Here is a 19312-nt window from a genome sequence, read left to right as displayed (position 1 = left end):
ATGCTGGCGGGGATCCTGCGCCGGGTCGGACGACGCCTGCTGGCGTCGATCCCGGCCCTGTTCGGCGTGGTGGTGGTCACCTTCGTGCTGATGCGCGTGCTGCCGGGCGACCCGGCGGTGTTCTTTTCCTCCGGCCCTTCCGCGGGCAAGGAGGAGATCGAGGAGCTGCGCCGGACAATGGGCCTCGACAAGCCGATTCCCGTCCAGCTCGTGCGCTATCTGGGAGAGGTTGCCACGGGCAATCTCGGCCGCTCGATGACCACGGGGCAACCGGTCGTGGTCGACATGACCCGTCGCCTGCCGGCCTCGCTCGAACTCACCTGCACGGCGCTGTTCATCGCGCTGATGTTCTCAATCCCGCTCGGCGTGGCCGCCGCGCTGCGGCCGGGCACCGCGATCGACCATATCGTGCGCATGTTGTGTACCCTGGGAGTCTGCGTGCCGACCTTCGTGTCGGGCCTGCTGCTGATCTACGCCTTCTACTACCTGCTGGGCTGGGCGCCCGATCCCACCGGTCGAATCGACATCTTCGCCGGAGCGCCGCCCGACATCACCGGCTTCTTCCTGATCGACTTCGCCCTGAAGGGCGATTGGGAGGGTTGGTGGGCCGCCTTCTCGCAGCTCCTGCTGCCGGCCTGCACCATGGCGCTGTTCGTCCTGGCGCCGCTGGCGCGCATGACGCGGGCCTCGATGCTGGCGGTGCTGGGAAGCGACTTCATCCGCACCGCCCACGCCATGGGCCTGTCGCGGCTGCGCATCATCGTGGCCTATGCGCTGCGCAACGCGCTGCTGCCGGTGCTTACCATCACCGGCATCGTGTTCTCGACCATGCTGGGCGCCAACGTCCTGGTCGAGAAGGTCTTCTCCTGGCCCGGTGTCGCCTCCTATGCGCTCGATGCGCTGCTCGCCTCCGACTATGCGCCGGTGCAGGCCTTCGTGCTCCTGATGGCGATGATCTTCGTCATGGTGAACGTCACCATCGACGTGCTGTACGGCATCGCCGATCCGCGGGTCTCCGTCGCATGAGTGACCTCGTCCTCAACGGGTCCTCGACCGGCCGCCACATCGTCTACGTGCTGCGCTCGAACCCGGTCACGGCCCTGGCGGCCACGGGCACGCTGCTGCTGGTGCTGATCGCGATTCTCGCCCCCGTTCTGGCGCCCTACGATCCCGTCGCCTCCAACGTGCCGCAGGCGCTTCAGCCGCCTTCGTGGTCGCATCTCGCCGGCACCGATCAGCTCGGACGCGACATCCTGAGCCGCATCATCTGGGCGGCGCGACTCGATTTGGTGATCGCGGTCTCGGCCGTCAGCCTGTCGTTCGTCACCGGGGCCGTGATCGGCGGCTTCTGCGGCTATCGCGGCGGACGGCTCGACCGCTGGGTCGGCCGCTTCGTCGACGTGCTCATGGCCTTCCCACTGTTCGTGCTGGCGATGGCCATGGTCGCCGCGCTGGGCAACCGGGTGGAGAACATCGTCATCGCCACCGCGGTCATCAACCTGCCTTTCTACATCCGGTTCGCGCGTGCCGAGGTGAACGTGCGGCGCAATGCCGGCTGGGTCGAGGCGGCGCGCGCCTGCGGCGACAGCCATCTCTCGGTCGTTCTGCGCGTCCTGCTGCCCAACGTCCTGCCGGCCATGGCGGTGCAGATTTCGCTCAACCTCGGCTGGGCGATCCTGAATGCCGCCGGCCTCTCCTTCATTGGCCTCGGCGTGACTGCCCCGACGCCGGAATGGGGAATCATGGTGGCCGAGGGCGCGCGCTTCATCACCACGGGCAAGTGGTGGCTGGTCGCGATGCCGGGGCTCGCGCTGATGCTGACGGTGTTGTGCTTCAACCTGCTGGGGGACGGGCTGCGCGACATCCTCGACCCGCGGATGCGCACATGACGCAGACCCTGCTGCAGGTCGAGAAGCTGCAGGTTGCCTTCTCGACCCGCCACGGCACCGTCACGGCGCTGCACGGCATCGACATCGCGCTGGCGGCGGGCGAAACGCTCGGTGTCGTGGGCGAAAGCGGGTCGGGCAAGTCCGTGACTTCGCTCGCCATCATGCGGCTGCTCGATCGGGCGGGCAGGATCACCGGCGGCCGCGTGATGTTCGAGGGTCGAGACATCACCCATGCCGGTCACGCCGATCTGCGGCGGTTGCGCGGTTCGGCCCTGTCGATGATCTTCCAGAATCCGCGCGCGGCGCTGAACCCGATTCGCACGGTGGAGCAGCAGATCGTCGACGTGCTGGCCGCCCATGGCAAGCTGTCGCGTGCCAATGCGCGCGCGCAGGCGCTCGACCTGCTGCGCGCCGTGCTGATCCGCGATCCCGAGGCCCGGCTCAGCGCCTATCCGCACGAACTGTCCGGCGGCATGTGCCAGAGGGTCATGATCGCCATGGCCATCGCCTGCGAACCCGTCCTGTTGATCGCGGACGAGCCGACCACGGGCCTCGACGTCACGACGCAGCAGACGGTGATGGAGCTGCTGGCCCGCATCAAGGCGGAGCGCGGCATGGCCATGATCCTGATCACCCACGATCTCGGGCTGGCCGCGCGCTGGTGCGATCGCATCGCGGTGATGGAGTCGGGTCGCGTGGTCGAGCAGGGCGAGACCATGTCGCTGTTCGAAGCGCCCGCCCATCCCTACACGAGGCGTCTGGTGGCGGCGTCGCCGACGCGGCGCTCGACCCTGGCCGACCTGGCGCCGCCCGGACTGGCGCGTGACGCCGCGCCGGTCGTCACGGTGCCGCGCGAGCATGGGCCGGGCACGCCGCCGCTCCTCGAACTCGTGAATGTGGTGAAGTCGTTCGGCGGGCCGACTCGCGCGGTGGACGATGTGTCGTTCAAGATCCCGCAGGGCGGCGCGCTCGGCCTGGTCGGCGAATCGGGGTCGGGCAAGAGCACGCTCTCGCGCCTGATCTGCCGGCTGATCGATCCGGACGACGGCGACATCGTGTTCGACGGCGAATCGATCGCCCGCGTGCCGGCGCGCGAATTCCACCAGTCGCCGCGCCGCCGGGACATCCAGATCGTGTTCCAGGATCCCAACGACAGCCTCAACCCGCGGCATACGGCGTTCGACAGCATCGCCTATCCGCTGCGCCGGCTCGAAGGCCTGCGCGACGGGGCGGTCCTGCAGACGCGGGTGCGCGAGGCGGCCGCGCGCGCCGGCCTGCCGATGGATCTGTTGCAGCGTTTCCCGCACCAGCTTTCCGGAGGCCAGAAGGCGCGGGTCGGCATCGCGCGCGCCGTTGCGCCGCGCCCCCGCCTGCTGGTTCTGGACGAACCCACGGCGGCGCTCGACGTGTCGGTCCAGGCGGTGATCCTGCAACTGCTCGACCGGCTGCGGCGGGAAGACGGGATCGGCCTGCTGTTCGTCAGCCATGACCTCAACGTCGTGCGCATGCTGTGCGACGATCTCGTCGTGCTGCAGGCCGGACAGGTCGTGGAGGCGGGACGCAGCCAGGAGGTCTTCCAGCGGCCGCAGGCGGTCTACACGCGGATGCTCCTGGACGCGGTGCCTTATTTCGACCCGCAGCGCACAGAGCTTTTGAAGACGGCGTGAGGTCATGACGATAGGCGATCTCTCTTCCCTCGAGGCCCGGGTCAGCCGCGACCTCGAGATGACGGCGCATCCGCGCACCGAGTGGATGGTGCCGCGCCTCCATCAGGGCAAGCCGGCGCTCGATGCGTTGATCGTGGGCGCGGGACAATCGGGCCTCTGCATCGGCTTCGCGCTGATGCGCGACCGCGTGCACAACATTCTCCTGATCGATCGTGCGCCGGAGGGAAAGGAAGGGCCGTGGGTCACCTTCGCCCGCATGCCGACCCTGCGCAGTCCCAAGGACCAGACGGGGCCAGATCTGGGCATTCCGAGCCTCACCTTCGAGGCCTGGTACGATGCGGTCCAGGGTCCGGGCAGCTTTGCCGGCCTGCACCTCATTCCCAGCAAGGCCTGGCACGATTACCTGCAATGGTATCGCCGCGTGCTCGACATTCCCGTGCGCAACGACGTGGCCGCCATGGCGATCGCGCCCGGCCGGCTCGACGATGGCGGCAGCTGCCTGCTGGTGACCCTCTCGACAGGCGAGGTGCTGGCCGCCCGCAAGCTGGTGCTGGCCACCGGCCAGGACGGCACGGGCGAATGGTGGATGCCTGATTTCGTGCGCGCGCTGCCGCAGGACCGCCGCGCGCATACCTGCGAGATGATCGACTTCGAGCGGCTGCGCGGCAAGACGGTCGCCGTGCTGGGGGCGGGCGCCTCCGCGATGGACAATGCCGCGGTGGCGCTCGAGCACGGCGCCGACGTGCATCTCTTCGTCCGGCGCGCCGTGCCGTCGGTGGTGCAGCGCTATCGCTGGCTCACCTTCTCCGGCTTCCTGAAGCATATCGGCGAGATGCCGGACGAATGGCGCTGGCGGATCATGGGCAACATCCTCACTGCCCGCGAAGGGTTCCCGGCCGGCACCTACGAGCGGGTCATGGCCTTCCCGAATTTCACCATGGAACTCGGCCGGGCGTGGACCGATGCCCGGATGGACGGGGACCGCATTCTCATCGAGACGGCCCGCGGACCGTTCCGCGCGGACTATGCGATCTGCGGCACCGGAATCCGCCAGGATCTGGCGCAGCGTCCCGAACTCGCCGCCTTCGCCGACAAGATCGCGCTCTGGAAGGACCGCTACACGCCGCCGCCGGGCGAAGAAGACGAGTTGCTCGCGGCCTATCCCTATCTCGGTCCGGACTATGCCCTGCTCGAACGCCAGCCGGGCGAGGCGCCGTGGCTGGCCGACATCCACGTCTTCGGCATCGGCTCCACCCTGAGCTTCGGACCGTCGGGCAGCAGTATCAACGCCATGACGAGCGCCGTGCCGAAAGTGGCGGCGGGCGTCACGCGTGGCCTGTTCGCCGGCGACCTGCGGCGCCACTGGGAATCGCTGCTGGCCTACGACGTCAAGCAGGTCGAGTTGGACTGGAGCCGGATGGCGACGGGGGAGGCGCCTGCTAAGGAGCTCGAGAGCCGGCAATGACGGCGCGATCCGCCGCATCGAGCGTCATCGGTTGACCGTTGCGGATCATTTCGGCGAAGCCTTCGTTGGGCACCATGACGGTGAGGCAATAGAGCCTCTCGCTACCGGTATTCTCGATCACATGCTCGCGGCCGGGCGGCAGCACCAGCGCGTCGCCCTGCGCAATCTCGTGGACGCTGCCGTCGTTGCAGCGGCAGCAGCCGGTTCCGCTCAGCACGTAGAACATCTCGTGCGCCGTCGCGTGGAAGTGCGGCGGTGTCTTGCCGCCGACCTCGAAGATCTCGACGGCGGAGACGAAAGGGGTGCGGTCGGCCAAAGGATTCACCAGCATCGCGAACTTGTTGGTGTCGCCCGGCGAGATGCGCGACACCGGACAGTCGACGGCGCGTCGCAGCAGAACTTCCTTCGCTGAAGTCATCGGTTCACTCCCTCGCGGGCGCGCCGTAGCCGCCGCCGCCCGACGTTTCCATGACGATGCGGTCGCCCTTGGCCAGGGCCAGGTTCTCCTTGCCCGACAGTTCACGGCTGCCGCCCGCGGCACGGTGCAAGGTCACCCGGAACGGCGCACCGTCGGTGCCGCCCTGCAGCCCGTAGGGCGCGATCACCCTGCGCTCGAACATGGTTGTGAGGGAGAGCCCGTCGGCCATGACGGTGTAGGCGCGTCGCATGCCATCCCCGCCGCGATGCGTGCCTGCGCCGCCGGAGCCGCGCCGCAGCCGCTGTTCGTCGACCCGGATCATGTATTCCGACTCGACGATCTCCGCCGGCGTGTTCATCGTGTTGGTGAGGTGGACGCGCACGACGGGCGCGCCGTCGCGGTCCATGCGCGCGCCTTCGCCTCCGCCATGGGTTTCGTAGAAGGTGCCGATGGCGCCGTCGCGCCGCGTGCCGCCGAAGATCAGCAGGCCGGCCGTGGTCGAGCCGCCCGCTGTGAGCCGCTCGGGCACGGCCTTCTCGAAGGCGCGCATGATGGCGTCGACCGCGCGCTGCGAAGTCTCGTGGTTGCCGCCGACCACCGGCTTGTCGATGCCGGGCTCCAGGATCGAGCCCGGCCGCGTGCGGATTTCCAGCGGGCGATAGCAGCCGCCATTGGGCTGGATCTCCGGCCCGGCCACCGCCTTGATGGCGTAGTAGACCGCCGCCATGGCCACGAACGGCGTCGTGTTGAGGGGACCGGCGACGGCATCGTCGGTGCCGGAGAAATCGAACTTCGCGGTGTCGCCCACGATCTCCACGCGCACGCGGATGGCAGCGGGTCGGCCATCCGGTCCGTCGTCGTCGAGGAAATCTTCGCCCTCATAGATCCCGTCGGGCAGGCCGGCGATGGCTTCGCGCATCTGCGCCTCCGAGAGATCGTCGAGCCGGTCCAGGGCGGCGCGCAGGGTGGCAGCGCCATGCTCCTCGCCCAGGCGCAGCAACCTTCCTTCGGCGGCGCGGGTCGAGGCCATCTGGGCCATCAGGTCGCCCTCGCGTTCGGCGGGGCCGCGCAGGTTGGCCAGCAGGAAGTCGCGCTTCTCCTCGTCGATGCCGTCGGCGGTGAAGAGACGCAGCGGCGGGATGCGCACGCCTTCCTGCCAGGTCTCGGTGGCGGCGGCGAAGTAGCTGCCGGCCCAGGCGCCGCCGATATCGCCCCAGTGGGCGAGGCTGACGGCGAAGGCGAACAGGCGGCTTTCGAGGAAGATCGGCCGGATCGCCTTCACGTCGGGCAGATGGTTGCCGCCGACCTCGGGCAGGTTGAGGAACCAGACATCGCCCGGCTTCAGGCGCTTGGCCGGCACGCGTTCCAGGAACTTCTTCACCGTGAAGCTCATGACGCCGAGATGGATCGGGATGTCGCGGCCCTGGGCGATCAGGTCGCCCTTGTGGTCGGTGAGGGCCGACGACAGGTCGCCGGCCTCGCGCAGCAACGGCGAGCGGGCCGAGCGCATGACCACGAACGACATCTCCTCCGCGGCGGCTGTCAGCGCGTGGCGGATCACCTCGACGGTGAACGGATCGACGCTGTTCCTCATCGTGCATCCTCGCGAATCCAGAGATGGCCCATCGCATCCGCGCTCAGCGTGTAGCCGGGCGCTACCACGATGGTCGACCACGCATCCTCGACGATCGCCGGCCCGGCGATGCGCGCGCCGGTCGGCAGACGGTCGCGATCGTAGCGCGGCGTGGGATGCGGCGCGGCCGGCTCGAACCAGCATGGGGTCACGGAGGTCGGCACCGCGCTCTCGCCGGCGCTGCCGAGCGGCCCGAAGGTCGTGCGTCGCGCAACGAGCGCCCGCATGCGCAGGCTCTGCATCTCCCAATGCTCTTCGGTCGCGTAGCCGTAGATCGCGTGGTGGCGCTGGCGGAAGTCATGCCCGAGGCGTTCGAGGTCGAGCGGCTGGGTGAAGGGCACCTCGACGGCATAGCTCTGGCCGACATAGCGGACGAGGGCGGTGCGTTCGACGGTGATCTCGTCGGCGCCGTGCCCATGGCTGTGCAGCGGCGCCATCAGGGCGGCCAGCATACCGTCATGCAGCGCGGCGAAGCGGACCGCGTCCCAGCCGGTGCTCAGCATGCGCACGGATTGCTGCTGCGTATAGCTCATGTCGGCCACGATGCAGCCCAGCGCGGAGAAGCCCGAGGAAAAGCGCGGCACGACGATCTCGGCAATGCCGAACTCGCGCGCGAGGCCCACGGCATGCATGGGACCGGCCCCGCCGAAGGCGAGGAGGGTGCACTGGCGGCCGTCGACGCCGCGCTCGACGGTGACTCTTGCCAGGGCCCGTACCATCGCGGCGTTGGCGACCCTCTGCACGCCCAGCGCCAGCTCGACGATGCCGACGCCGAGGCGCGCGGCGAGCGGCGCGAGAGCGGCTTCGGCGGCGGCAACGTCGAGTGTGATGGCGCCGCCCAAACGCTTCGCCGGGTCCAGGTATCCAAGGACGGCGTTGGCGTCGGTGACGGTGGGTAAGGTCCCGCCGCGGCCATAGGCGGCCGGGCCCGGCTCCGCCCCTGCGCTCTGCGGGCCGATCGAGAGGCCGCCGGTCCCCAGTGTCACCAGCGAGCCGCCGCCGGCGCCGATCGATTCGACGGCGACCATGGGTTGGCGCACCGGCCTCCCTGCGAGCTTCGAATCGGTGGAGATCTCGGCCGTGCCACCGAGGATCAGGCAGACGTCCGTCGTCGTGCCGCCCATGTCGAAGGTCAGCACCTTCTCCAGGCCGAGCGATGCCGCGACGCTGGCGGCCGCCGAGATGCCGGCCGCGGGGCCGGACAGCGCCATCGACAGTGGCCGCTTCGCCGCAGCCTCGGGCGAGGCCATGCCGCCCGCCGAATGCATGACGTGCAGCCGGGCGCCTTTCACTTCGCGCTGCAGGCGATCGAGGTAGCGCGCCGCGATGGGCATGACGGAGGCGTTGAGCACCGTGGTCGCCGTGCGCTCGAATTCGCGCGTCTCCGGATTGACCTCGTGCGACAGCGACACGAAGGGAAAGGCTTTGGCCAAGGCCGTGCCGACCGCGCGCTCATGGTCTGCATTGGCATAGGCGTGGAGCAGCGACACGGCGATGCTCTCGACGCCCATCGCCTTTGCCTCCCTCACCACCGCATCGATCGCGGCGGTGTCGGGCGTCAGTACGGCAGTCCCGGTGAAATCGACGCGCTCGGCCAGCGCGATGCGGCGCTCGGGCGGCACCTGCGCCTCGCGCCGCGGCAGCAGGTCGAGCCGATAGAGATGCTGGCGCCCGGCGCGGCCGATATCGAGCACGTCCTCGAAGCCCTCGGTGGCCACCAGGGCGACGGGTTCGACCCTGTCCTCGACGATCGCGTTGGTGACCAGCGTGGTGCCATGGACGAGATCCTCCACGGACTCGGGCGACAGGTCGGCCGCTGCGAGGGCGGCGCGGATGCTGGCGACGGGGTCGTTACGCTGGGTCGGCACCTTGATCGAGCGCACATCGCCGGTGGACGGCAACAGGGCTACCAGATCGGTGAAGGTTCCACCGATGTCGATTCCGACCTGCCAGCCGCTTTGCGACATGCTCGACGCTCCCAGAGAAGTCTCAGCCGCGCTGGAGCACGATACGGGCCATTCAGGGTCGGGGAAACGTGCGGTCGCTCAGGTCTGGGCCGGGGTGAAGCGAGCGACCAGCTGGTGCGACTCGCCGGGATAGGTGAGTCGGACATGGGTGACGGGCAGGGCGGACCGCCAGGTGCGGCGTTCGACGATCAGGCAGGCCGTCGTCGCGGGCACCGACAGGAGAGCGGCCCTCTCCCTGCCCGCGCTGCTGGCGCCGATGCGATGCTCTGCCGCGGTCCAGGGGACGCTGTCGAGTAGCCACCGGCCGGGCGCGACATCATCGAACGGCTCATGGATCGCCTCAGGCACTGCCTCGGCATTGATCAGTCGCTCTTCCAGGCAGAAGACCCGGTCGCCGGCGAAATGACGGACCACGAGGTCGACGACGCGACCAGGAGACCTGGACACAAGCCGCTCCCGATCGGCTGCGGTGCTTCGCCGGGTCTCGCGGGAGATCAGCTCGAAGCGATAGGCCTGGCCCAGCGCCAGCACCTCCGCCTTGATGTCGTGGATTTCGAGCACCGCCGCCTGCGACTGCGGCCGCGTGACGAAGGTGCCGGCCTTGCGACGGCGCTCGACCAGGCCGGCGCGCGCCAGCTTGGCCAGCACGTTGCTCACCGTCATGCGCGAGCAGTCGTAGGCTTCCGCCAGCTCGTGCTCGGTGGCGATGCGTGCGCCGGGCGCCAGCTTGCCCGACAGGATCTTGCCCTGCAGGTCGCCAAGGATCTTCTGATGAAGCGACTGGGGCGCGGCCGTCATGAAGCCTTCAGCACCTTGTGCAGCGCCTGACGGTAGCGCCTGCCGATCGCCTCTCGATGGACGTGCCGGCCGCCAGTCACGAGCTTGGCGCCGTCGCGCCAGACGCAGTCCACCGTCTGGTGGCGGCCCGCGAAGATCCAGCCATCGAGCCATCGGTCGCCGTGGCGATGGGCGAGGGCCTCGTCGTCGCCCTTCAGGCTCACCAGGTCGGCAGGGTGTCCCACGGCAACTCCCGACGGCGCGCCGAGTGCCTGGGCGCCGCCGGTCAGGGCCGTGTCGAACAGGCTGCGGCCCACCGACGGGGTCGCGGCCCGCGCCAGCGCGTTGCGCGTGCGCAGCGACAGGCGCTGGCCGTATTCCAGCAGACGCAGCTCCTCGGCGGCGTCGATCAGGACATTGGAATCGGAGCCGATGCCGACCCGGCCGCCGCGCTCCAGGAAGGATTGCGCGGGAAAGAGTCCGTCGCCGAGATTGGCTTCGGTGATCGGGCACAGGCCCACCACGGCGCCCCGCCCTGCGATGCCGGCGCTCTCGGCATCGGTGACATGCGTCGCGTGGACGAGACACCAGCGTTCGTCGACCGGCAGGTGATCGAGCAGAAACGCGACCGGCCGCTTGCCCGACCATGCGAGACAATCCTCGACCTCTTTCGTCTGCTCCGCGACGTGGATGTGGACGGGGCCACCTGCCGCGAGCGGCAGGATGGCTGCGATCTCCTCCGGCGTTGCGGCGCGCAGACTGTGCGGTGCGATGCCGACCACGGCACCGGACAACGGCGACACCGCCTCGCGGCTGGCCTCGATCAATCTTTCATAGCGGTCGACGTCGTTGACGAAGCGCCGCTGGCCGGGCGCCGCGGGCAGGCCGCCGAACCCGGCGTGGAGATAGAAGACGGGAAGGAGCGTCAACGCGATGCCGGTCTCGGCTGCCGCTGCCGCGATCCGCGTTGCCAGCTCGGCGATGTTGGCATAGGGCGCGCCGGCCGGGTCGTGGTGCACGTAGTGGAACTCGCCGACCCGGGTGAAGCCGCTTTCGAGCATTTCCACATAGGCCTGCGCGGCGATCGCCTCGACCTCGTCGGGACCCATATGGTCGACGAAGCGGTACATGGCCTCGCGCCACGTCCAGAAACTGTCCTGCGTGGGGCCGCGCCGCTCCGTCAGACCCGCCATGCCGCGCTGGAAGGCGTGGCTGTGCAGGTTGGGCAGGCCGGGCACGCCGATCTCGTGGACTTCATCCCCCGCCTTGGCCGGTGTGTCCTTCATCAAGGTTTCAATCCGGCCCTCCACGATGACGAGGCGCACGCCATCGGCCCAGCCGTCGGGCAGGAGCAGGGAGCGGAACCAGAGGGCGGTTCTGGACATATTATTATGTATAGTCATAATAAGGGCCACATGCAATGTGACCGCCTCTGGAAGAACGCACGCCTCGCGACCCTGACCGGCGAGGGGTTGGGCCTCGTCGAAGACGGCCTCGTCGCCGCGCGCGACAGCCGCATCGTCTTTGCCGGCACGGCAACGCAAGCGCCGCCGCTCGACGCCGCCGAGACGATCGATTGCGACGGACGCTGGATCACGCCGGGTCTGGTCGACTGCCACACCCACATCGTCTATGGCGGCAACCGCGCGCATGAGTTCGAGCTGCGGCTGGCCGGGGCCAGCTACGAGGAGATCGCGCGCGCGGGCGGCGGCATCGTCTCGACCATGCGGGCGACTCGTGCGGCGTCGGAGGAAGCGCTGGTCGCCAGTGCGTTGCCGCGGGTCGATGCGCTGATCGCCGAAGGCGTCACGACGATGGAGATCAAGTCGGGCTATGGGCTGGACCTCGCCAGCGAACTGAAGTCGCTGCGGGCGGCGCGCCGCATCGGCGAGGTGCGGCCGCTGTCGGTGAAAACGACATTCCTCGGTGCGCACGCGCTGCCGCCCGAGGCGAACGGCGACAAGGATGCCTATATCGCCACCGTCTGCGAGGAGATGCTGCCGGCCGTCGCCAAAGCCGGGCTGGCCGATGCGGTCGACGGCTTCTGCGAGGGCATCGCCTTCACGCCGCAACAGATCGAAAGGGTATTCGAGGCGGCGAAGGCGAGGGGCCTCCGTGTCAAACTGCATGCCGAGCAGCTCTCCAACCTGCACGGGGCTAGTCTTGCGGCCCGTTACGGGGCGCTGTCGGCCGATCACCTGGAGCATGTCGACGAACAGGGCGTGAAGGCGCTCGCAGCCGCCGGCACGGTCGCTGTGCTGCTGCCCGGCGCCTTCTATTTCGTACGCGAGACCCACAAGCCACCGATCGAGCTGCTGCGGCAACACGGCGTGAAGATCGCCCTGGCGTCCGACAACAACCCCGGGACCTCGCCGCTCACCTCGCTGCTGCTGGCGATGAACATGGGCGCCACGCTGTTCCGGCTCACGGTCGACGAGTGCCTGGCCGGTGTCACGCGCGAGGCGGCACGGGCGCTGGGCTGTCTCGACAGCGTCGGCACGCTCGAAGCGGGAAAATGGTGCGATCTCGCCATCTGGGACATCGAGCGGCCGGCCGAACTGGTCTACCGCATGGGTTTCAATCCGCTGCGCGCGCGGGTGTGGAGGGGCAGATGAAGGCGGTCGTCATCACACCGGGAACGGTTCCTCTTTCAGGCTGGCGCGACATCTATCGCGGTGCCGCGGTGAGCCTCGATCCCGCTTCCTACGAGGCGATCGAGACGTCGGCAAAGGCGGTGTCGTCGATCCTTGCCAAAGGGCAGCCGGTCTACGGCATCAACACCGGCTTCGGAAAGCTGGCGAGCGTCCGCATCGAGGCCGCCGATCTCGCGACCCTCCAGCGCAACATCGTGCTCAGCCACGCCGCCGGTGTCGGCGCGCCGATGCCGGTGCCGGTGGTGCGGCTGATGATGGCGCTGAAGCTCGGTAGCCTGGCGCAGGGCGCGTCGGGCGTGCAGCCCGCGACGGTGCGACTGCTGGAGACGATGCTGGCGGAAGGGCTGACGCCGGTCGTGCCCTGCCAGGGCTCGGTCGGCGCCTCGGGCGATCTGGCGCCGCTCGCCCATATGAGCGCGGCCATGATCGGTGTCGGTTCGTTCATCGTCGAGGGCGAGGTCGTGCCGGCCGCGAAGGCACTGGGCGATGCCGGGCTGAAGCCGCTGGTGCTTGGCGCCAAGGAAGGGCTCGCGCTGCTGAACGGCACGCAGTTCTCGACCGCCTATGCGCTGGCCGGCCTGTTCGAGGCCGAGAACCTGCATGGCGCGGCGCTGGTGACCGGCGCGCTCTCGACCGATGCGGCCCGCGGCTCGGACGCGCCGTTCGATCCGCGCATTCATCAGCTGCGCCGTCACGCGGGACAGATCGCGACGGCGGAGGCGCTGCGCCGCCTGATGACGGGCTCGGCGATCCGAGCCTCGCATCTGGTGGGCGACGAGCGGGTGCAGGATCCCTACTGCCTGCGCTGCCAGCCGCAGGTCATGGGCGCCGTGCTCGACATCCTGCGCCAGGCCGCGACCACACTGGAAACCGAAGCCAACGGCGTCACCGACAATCCGCTGATCTTCACCGATCCCGACGAGGCCCTGTCCGGCGGCAACTTCCACGCCGAGCCGGTGGCCTTCGCCGCCGACATCATCGCGCTGGCGCTGTGCGAGATCGGCTCGCTGGCCGAGCGCCGCATCGCCATGCTGGTCGATCCGGCGCTGTCGGGGCTGCCGGCCTTCCTGACGCCGCGGCCGGGTCTCAACTCCGGTTTCATGATCCCGCAGGTCACGGCCGCGGCGCTGGTTTCGGAGAACAAGCAGCGGGCCCATCCCGCCAGCGTCGATTCGATTCCGACCTCGGCCAACCAGGAAGACCATGTCTCGATGGCCGCGCACGGCGCGCGACGGCTGCTCGACATGGCGGCCAATGTTGCGTCCGTCATCGGCATCGAGCTGCTGGCGGCGGCGCAGGGCTGCGACTTCCACCGGCCCTTGGCCTCCAGCCCGCCGCTCGAAGCGGTGCGCAGCTTGCTGCGCCGCGACGTGCCGCATCTCGAGGACGACCGTCACTTCCATCCCGACATGGAGAAGGCCACGGCCCTCGTGGCCAATGGCACCCTCGTCGCAACCGTCGGCCCCGGCTTCCTGCCTGCCCTTCAGGAGACACCATGAACCGCATCGACAATGCCCGCACCATCCGCGCGCCGCACGGCACCGCGCTCACGGCCAAGAGCTGGCTCACCGAAGCGCCCTTGCGCATGCTGATGAACAACGTCGATCCCGACGTCGCCGAGAAGCCGGGTGAGCTCGTGGTCTATGGCGGCATCGGCCGCGCCGCGCGCGACTGGGAAAGTTTCGACCGCATCGTGGCCTCGCTGCGCAAGCTCGAAGCCGACGAGACCCTGCTGGTGCAGTCGGGCAAGCCGGTCGGCGTGTTCCGTACCCATGCCGATGCGCCCCGCGTGCTGATCGCCAACTCCAACCTCGTGCCGCGCTGGGCGACGTGGGAACATTTTAACGAGCTCGATCGCAAGGGCCTCATGATGTACGGCCAGATGACGGCCGGCTCGTGGATCTACATCGGCAGCCAGGGCATCGTTCAGGGCACCTACGAAACCTTCGTCGAGATGGCGCGCCAGCATTACGGCGGCAGCCTCGCCGGCCGCTGGATCCTGACCGCGGGCCTCGGTGGCATGGGAGGCGCGCAAACGCTGGCGGCAACGATGGCCGGCGCCTCGTGCCTCGCCGTCGAGTGCCGCCCCAGCAGCATCGAGTTTCGTTTGCGCACCGGCTATCTCGACGTTCAGGCCAAGGATCTCGACGATGCCCTGGCGATCATCGGCAAGGCGGTGGCGGAGAAGAAGGCGGTCTCGGTCGGCCTGCTGGGGAATGCCGCAGACGTTCTTCCCGAACTGCTTCGGCGCGGCGTGCGGCCCGATTGCGTGACCGACCAGACCTCGGCCCACGATCCGGTGAACGGCTACCTGCCCAGGGGCTGGACCTTGGCCGACTGGGAAGCCAAGCGGGCGAGCGATCCGGCCGGTGTCGCCAAGGCCGCCAAGCAGTCGATGGCCGGTCACGTGCGCGCCATGCTCGAGTTCCACAAGCTGGGCGTGCCCACGGTCGATTACGGCAACAACATCCGCCAGATGGCGCTGGAAGAGGGCGTGGCCGACGCCTTCAGCTTCCCGGGCTTCGTGCCGGCCTATATCCGGCCGCTGTTCTGCCGCGGCGTGGGACCGTTCCGCTGGGCCGCGCTGTCGGGCGATCCCGAGGACATCTATCGTACCGACGCGAAGGTGAAGGAGCTGCTGCCGGACAACAAGCATCTCCACAACTGGCTCGACATGGCCCGCGAGAAGATCAAGTTCCAGGGTCTGCCGGCGCGCATCTGCTGGGTCGGGCTGGGCGACCGCCATCGCCTCGGCCTCGCCTTCAACGAGATGGTGGCCAAGGGCGAACTGAAGGCGCCGATCGTGATCGGCCGCGACCATCTCGATTCCGGCTCGGTCGCCAGCCCCAACCGCGAGACCGAAGCCATGAAGGACGGCTCCGACGCCGTGTCCGACTGGCCGCTGCTCAATGCGCTGCTCAACTGCGCCTCGGGCGCGACCTGGGTGTCGCTGCATCATGGTGGCGGCGTCGGCATGGGCTTCTCCCAGCATGCCGGCATGGTCATCGTCTGCGACGGCACACCGGAAGCGGGCAAGCGCATCGAACGCGTCCTGTGGAACGACCCGGCGACCGGCGTGATGCGCCACGCCGATGCGGGCTACCAGGACGCCATCGACTGCGCGCGCGAAAAGGGGCTCAATCTGCCGAGTCTTTAGGAGCGAGTGTGTTGGCGAGCGATCAACAACGTCCTCACCCTAAGGAGCGGTCCGCCGGACCGCGTCTCGAAGGGTGGGCACGAGCACTTCGTTTGTTGCCCATCCCTCGAGACGCCGCGCTGCACGCGGCTCCTCAGAGTCTGGCCGGAAATGAATGCAGCTAAAACAAGGAGCTATGAATAGCCCCAATGACCTCACCCTGAGGAGCATCGCGCAGCGATGTGTCTCGAAGGGTGGGAACGCGCACCTTGCCTGTTGCCCATCCTTCGAGACGCGCCGCTTCGCGACGCTCCTCAGGATGAGGTAAGTGCTTGAATCGATTCAATTCATTTCCGGCCAGCCTCTCAGGATGAGGTAGGTTTGGTCAACTTGAGACGAAGAGACCGCGGAGCCTCCACATGACCTTCTCGCTCGTCGGACGCTGTGCCCGCACTGGCATGCTGGGCGCCGTCGTCACCACTTCGTCGATCTCGGTCGGCTCGCGCTGCTCGCATGCGCGGGCCGGCATTGGCGCGGCGCTCACCCAGCATCGGACCGATCCCCGGCTGGGGCCGCTGGCGCTGGATCTGCTGGCCCATGGATTCTCTGCGCCGGAAGCGATGCAGGCTGTGGTCGCGGCCACGCCGCACCGGCATTGGCGTCAACTGGCGCTGATCGACGCGGCCGGCCGCACCGCCGTCTATTCGGGTGCCAATGTCCGCGCCGAGCGCGGTGAGGCGCAGGGCCGGGATTGCGCCGCCATCGCCAACATCGTGCGGTCGGCGGCGCTGCCGCAGGCCATGGTCGCCGCGTTCGAGGCGGCGCCCGACCTGCCGCTGGCGCGCCGCCTGACCGATGCGCTCGCGGCCGGCGAAGCGGCTGGCGGCGAGTATCAGCCGGTCACATCGGCGGCCCTGATCGTCGTCGACCGGGAGTCGTTTCCCTATGTCGATCTGCGTGTCGATGATCATCTCCAGCCCATCGCCGAGCTTGCGCGCCTCTGGGCGAAGTACGAGCCCGAAGCCCATGCCTATGTGATCCGCGCGGTCGATCCAGAAGCCGCGGTGCCGCCGCCGGGGATGAAACTCACTCCGACATGATCATGTAATGCAACTTTTTCGCGGCGCCGGCATTTGTCCGATATGCCCCGCGATCATCTGCGCCCTGAAGACCAGTCTGAACCGGCCAACGAGGCCGCCCGCGAACGGCTCGACGCCGAACTGAAGCGGGCGCTGTGGGCACAACAGGCGTCGCGGTCCTGGGCCGCGCTCACCGCCGCCAAGAAGCTTCAGCCAAACCTCTGATTTCCCACAGCATCGAAGCGGCAGCCCAGCCTGTAGCGTGAAGACGGGTGCAGGCAACGCACCATCGTGACCGGCGTTGTGCGAGTCCAGGTGCGGCGGGTCAGCATCAGGCAGGGCTCGGAGGCCGCGATCTCGAGTCGTTCGGCCTGCTCGGCCGTCGGCAGGACGGCATCCACGACATGTTCGATTTCGTCGAACGGCACGTTCTGCACGAGGTATTCGCCCGGCGGGGTGTCGCCGAAATTCTGGTCCAGGAAGTCCGGCACGACGAGAGGATTCACGTAACGGTCCTCCAGCTGGACCGGCACCTCGTTCTCGAGGTGAAGGCACACCGAATGGAAGACGGATTGTCCCGAGCGCAGGCCGAGCCAGGCGGCGATGTCGCCGGGTGCCGCCACGCGCTCCGCCGAGAGCAGCGCGCAGCGATAGTCGTGGCCGCGCTGCCGCACCTCGCGGGCGATGCTGGCGATGTGAAGCAGGGTCGATTGCGGCTTGTCCTCGGCCACGAAGCTGCCGACGCCGGCCACCCGCACGATCCGGCCCTGCTGGACCAGGTCGCGGAGCGCCCGGTTGACGGTCATGCGCGACATGCCGAACCGGCTCACCAGCTCGTGCTCCGAGGGCAGGCGATGTCCGGGCGGCCACGTGCCGTCCTGGATGTGGCGCACGATATAATCCTCGACCTGCTGGTAGAGCGCGGTCGGTTCCATCGGTCCCTCAGTGCGCCGCGGCGATGGCTTCGACCCGGATCTCCTCGGTGAGACGGGCCTTGAGCGCCATGAATTCGGGCGAGGTTTTGATCGTGTAGTGCCTGGGATGGGGGAACCCGACCTCGATCTCGGCCTTGATGCGACCGGGGCGGGCGCTGAACACGACGACGCGGCTGGCCATGAAGATGGCCTCGTCGATGTCGTGGGTGATGAACATCACCGTCTTCTGCGCCTGCTCCCAGATGCCCAGCAGCAGTTCCTGCATCAGCACGCGCGTCTGGTTGTCGAGAGCACCAAACGGCTCGTCGAGCAGCAGAATCTTCGGATCGTTGGCCAGCGCGCGGGCGATCGCCACCCTCTGCTGCATGCCGCCCGAGAGCTGCTTGGGAAAGTGATCCTCGAAGCCGCGCAGGCCGACCTGGGCGATGAACCGGTCGCTGATCTCCCGCTGTTCCGAGAGCTTCATGCCTTTCTCGCGCAGGCCGAAGCAGATGTTCTGGCGGACGTTGAGCCAGGGGAAGAGTGTGTAGCTCTGGAACACGACGCCGCGGTCGGCACCGGCTCCCACGATCTTCGTGCCGTCGAGCGTGATCTCGCCCGTGGTTGGGCTCTCGAGGCCGGCAACGAGGCGCAACAGGGTGGACTTGCCGCAGCCGGACGGGCCCAGCACCGTGATGAAGTCGTTGTCGCCGACCTCGAGGCCGATCGGCAGCAATGCCTGGGTCGGCGGCGCGCTGCGCTTGTGGCCGGGGAAGGTCTTGGAAACGTCGCGGATCGACAGACGGCTCATCGCAGCAGGCTCCAGGAGAAGAGGTGCTGGTTGACCTTTTTGAAGGCCAGGTCCGAGAGCAGCCCGACCAGGCCGATCACCACGATGCCCGCGATGATGTGGTCGGTCGCCATCAGCGCCTGGCTGTCGGTAATCATGTGGCCGATGCCCGACGAGGCGCCGATCAGCTCGGCGACGATGATGTAGGTCCAGCCCAGCCCCAGCACCTGGCGCAGCGCCTCGGCGATGTCGGGTGCGGCGCCGGGCAGGACGACCCGGCGGATCACGCCGCTATCCTTGCAGCCCAGCGTATAGGCGGCTTCGACGAGGTCGCGGCGGGTGCCGCTCACGATCATGGCGATCATGAGAGTGAGCTGGAAGAAGCAGCCGATGAAGATGACGGTGAGCTTCTGCGCCTCGCCGATTCCGACCCACAGAATCAGGAGCGGGATGAACGCCGAGGCCGGCAGATATCGCGCGAAGGAAACGAACGGCTCGAAGAAGGCCTCGATCGGCTTGTAGACGCCCATCGCGATGCCGAGCGGCACGGCGATGACGGCGGCGAGGACGAAGCCGCCGACGACTCGCCAGATGGTCATGCCGACGTCGTGGGTGAAGCCCTGGGTGGCGAACAGGTTCCAGCCCGAGACCAGAGTCTGCCATGGCGTGGCAAGGAAGTGTTTCGGCACCGCCCCGCTCAGGCTGAGGAAGGACCAGAGCGCGACAAAGACGATGAAGAACGCCACGCCGAGGACGATGCGATTCTCCCGTCTGACGGGAACCAGCAGTTTCATGCGAATCTTCTCAAAACGTCCCGCCCGCTTGCACCGGGAAGGTGTCGGCGTCCTACGCCGACTGATGCCACTCGCGACAAGGAAAGGTCCCTCGCTTCGTTCGGGATGACACTATTGTTGAAATCTGCG

At 68.3% G+C, this 19312-nt stretch carries 17 protein-coding genes; 9 read left to right on the top strand and 8 right to left on the bottom strand.

Annotated features, from left to right (window positions below):
* From ACP15H_RS20870 to ACP15H_RS20855, 4 genes are read left to right on the top strand one after another with little or no spacing between them, the layout of a single operon-like run.
* Positions 1-1026: an ABC transporter permease gene (locus ACP15H_RS20870; RefSeq protein WP_425068060.1), complete on the top strand. Its 1026-nt coding sequence runs from the start codon at positions 1-3 to the stop codon at positions 1024-1026.
* Positions 1023-1889, top strand: a complete 867-nt coding sequence (locus ACP15H_RS20865) for an ABC transporter permease (RefSeq protein WP_296319863.1) — start codon at positions 1023-1025, stop codon at positions 1887-1889. Before ACP15H_RS20870 ends, ACP15H_RS20865 begins: the two co-directional genes overlap by 4 nt.
* Complete coding sequence (locus ACP15H_RS20860; RefSeq protein ID WP_425068059.1) at positions 1886-3556, top strand: dipeptide ABC transporter ATP-binding protein; 1671 nt, start codon at positions 1886-1888, stop codon at positions 3554-3556. Before ACP15H_RS20865 ends, ACP15H_RS20860 begins: the two co-directional genes overlap by 4 nt.
* Positions 3557-3560: 4 nt before the next feature.
* Positions 3561-5021: an FAD/NAD(P)-binding protein gene (locus ACP15H_RS20855; RefSeq protein ID WP_425068058.1), complete on the top strand. Its 1461-nt coding sequence runs from the start codon at positions 3561-3563 to the stop codon at positions 5019-5021.
* Here ACP15H_RS20855 and ACP15H_RS20850 read toward each other — a convergent pair.
* The 5 genes from ACP15H_RS20850 to ACP15H_RS20830 all read right to left on the bottom strand — a co-directional run bounded on the left by ACP15H_RS20850 (position 4996) and on the right by ACP15H_RS20830 (position 11201).
* On the bottom strand, positions 4996-5439 hold the full coding sequence (locus ACP15H_RS20850) for a cupin domain-containing protein (protein ID WP_425068057.1): 444 nt from the start codon (positions 5437-5439) through the stop codon (positions 4996-4998). The two genes, ACP15H_RS20855 and ACP15H_RS20850, sit on opposite strands and share 26 nt — an antisense overlap.
* Positions 5440-5443: 4 nt before the next feature.
* Positions 5444-7033 carry a hydantoinase B/oxoprolinase family protein gene (locus ACP15H_RS20845; RefSeq protein ID WP_425068056.1) on the bottom strand — a complete coding sequence of 530 codons (1590 nt, stop codon included), beginning with the start codon at positions 7031-7033 and terminating at the stop codon, positions 5444-5446.
* A complete protein-coding gene (locus tag ACP15H_RS20840) occupies positions 7030-9039 on the bottom strand; it encodes a hydantoinase/oxoprolinase family protein (RefSeq protein WP_425068055.1) in 2010 nt (669 codons plus the stop codon). Before ACP15H_RS20840 ends, ACP15H_RS20845 begins: the two co-directional genes overlap by 4 nt.
* A gap of 78 nt (positions 9040-9117) precedes the next feature.
* Complete coding sequence (gene hutC, locus ACP15H_RS20835; protein WP_425068054.1) at positions 9118-9837, bottom strand: histidine utilization repressor; 720 nt, start codon at positions 9835-9837, stop codon at positions 9118-9120.
* Positions 9834-11201: a formimidoylglutamate deiminase gene (locus tag ACP15H_RS20830; RefSeq protein ID WP_425068053.1), complete on the bottom strand. Its 1368-nt coding sequence runs from the start codon at positions 11199-11201 to the stop codon at positions 9834-9836. The genes hutC (ACP15H_RS20835) and ACP15H_RS20830 overlap by 4 nt, the downstream gene beginning before the upstream one ends.
* A gap of 30 nt (positions 11202-11231) precedes the next feature.
* Between ACP15H_RS20830 and hutI the strand changes: the two genes are divergently transcribed.
* The 5 genes from hutI to ACP15H_RS20805 all read left to right on the top strand — a co-directional run bounded on the left by hutI (position 11232) and on the right by ACP15H_RS20805 (position 16910).
* On the top strand, positions 11232-12431 hold the full coding sequence (gene hutI / locus ACP15H_RS20825; protein WP_425068052.1) for an imidazolonepropionase: 1200 nt from the start codon (positions 11232-11234) through the stop codon (positions 12429-12431).
* Positions 12428-13969: a histidine ammonia-lyase gene (hutH, locus tag ACP15H_RS20820; protein ID WP_425068051.1), complete on the top strand. Its 1542-nt coding sequence runs from the start codon at positions 12428-12430 to the stop codon at positions 13967-13969. The genes hutI and hutH overlap by 4 nt, the downstream gene beginning before the upstream one ends.
* Positions 13966-15627: a urocanate hydratase gene (hutU, locus tag ACP15H_RS20815; protein ID WP_425068050.1), complete on the top strand. Its 1662-nt coding sequence runs from the start codon at positions 13966-13968 to the stop codon at positions 15625-15627. Before hutH ends, hutU begins: the two co-directional genes overlap by 4 nt.
* Before the next feature lie 398 nt (positions 15628-16025).
* Complete coding sequence (locus ACP15H_RS20810) at positions 16026-16706, top strand: DUF1028 domain-containing protein (RefSeq protein WP_425068049.1); 681 nt, start codon at positions 16026-16028, stop codon at positions 16704-16706.
* Between the two features lie 42 nt (positions 16707-16748).
* Positions 16749-16910 carry a hypothetical protein gene (locus ACP15H_RS20805; RefSeq protein WP_425068048.1) on the top strand — a complete coding sequence of 54 codons (162 nt, stop codon included), beginning with the start codon at positions 16749-16751 and terminating at the stop codon, positions 16908-16910.
* Here the strand turns inward: ACP15H_RS20805 and hutC (ACP15H_RS20800) are convergent.
* The 3 genes from hutC (ACP15H_RS20800) to ACP15H_RS20790 are packed head-to-tail and all read right to left on the bottom strand — an operon-like array spanning position 16895 to position 19183.
* Positions 16895-17620, bottom strand: a complete 726-nt coding sequence (gene hutC, locus ACP15H_RS20800) for a histidine utilization repressor (RefSeq protein ID WP_425068047.1) — start codon at positions 17618-17620, stop codon at positions 16895-16897. The two genes, ACP15H_RS20805 and hutC (ACP15H_RS20800), sit on opposite strands and share 16 nt — an antisense overlap.
* Positions 17621-17627: 7 nt before the next feature.
* Positions 17628-18410: an ABC transporter ATP-binding protein gene (locus ACP15H_RS20795; RefSeq protein WP_425068046.1), complete on the bottom strand. Its 783-nt coding sequence runs from the start codon at positions 18408-18410 to the stop codon at positions 17628-17630.
* A complete protein-coding gene (locus ACP15H_RS20790) occupies positions 18407-19183 on the bottom strand; it encodes an ABC transporter permease (protein ID WP_425068045.1) in 777 nt (258 codons plus the stop codon). Before ACP15H_RS20790 ends, ACP15H_RS20795 begins: the two co-directional genes overlap by 4 nt.
* Between the last annotated feature and the right edge of the window lie 129 nt (positions 19184-19312).

It is taken from the genome of Reyranella sp., from assembly GCF_965249915.1.
In the GTDB taxonomy this organism is placed as follows: domain Bacteria; phylum Pseudomonadota; class Alphaproteobacteria; order Reyranellales; family Reyranellaceae; genus Reyranella.
Note: the sequence above shows the minus strand (reverse complement) of the source record. Positions and strands in the feature narration are given on the sequence as shown.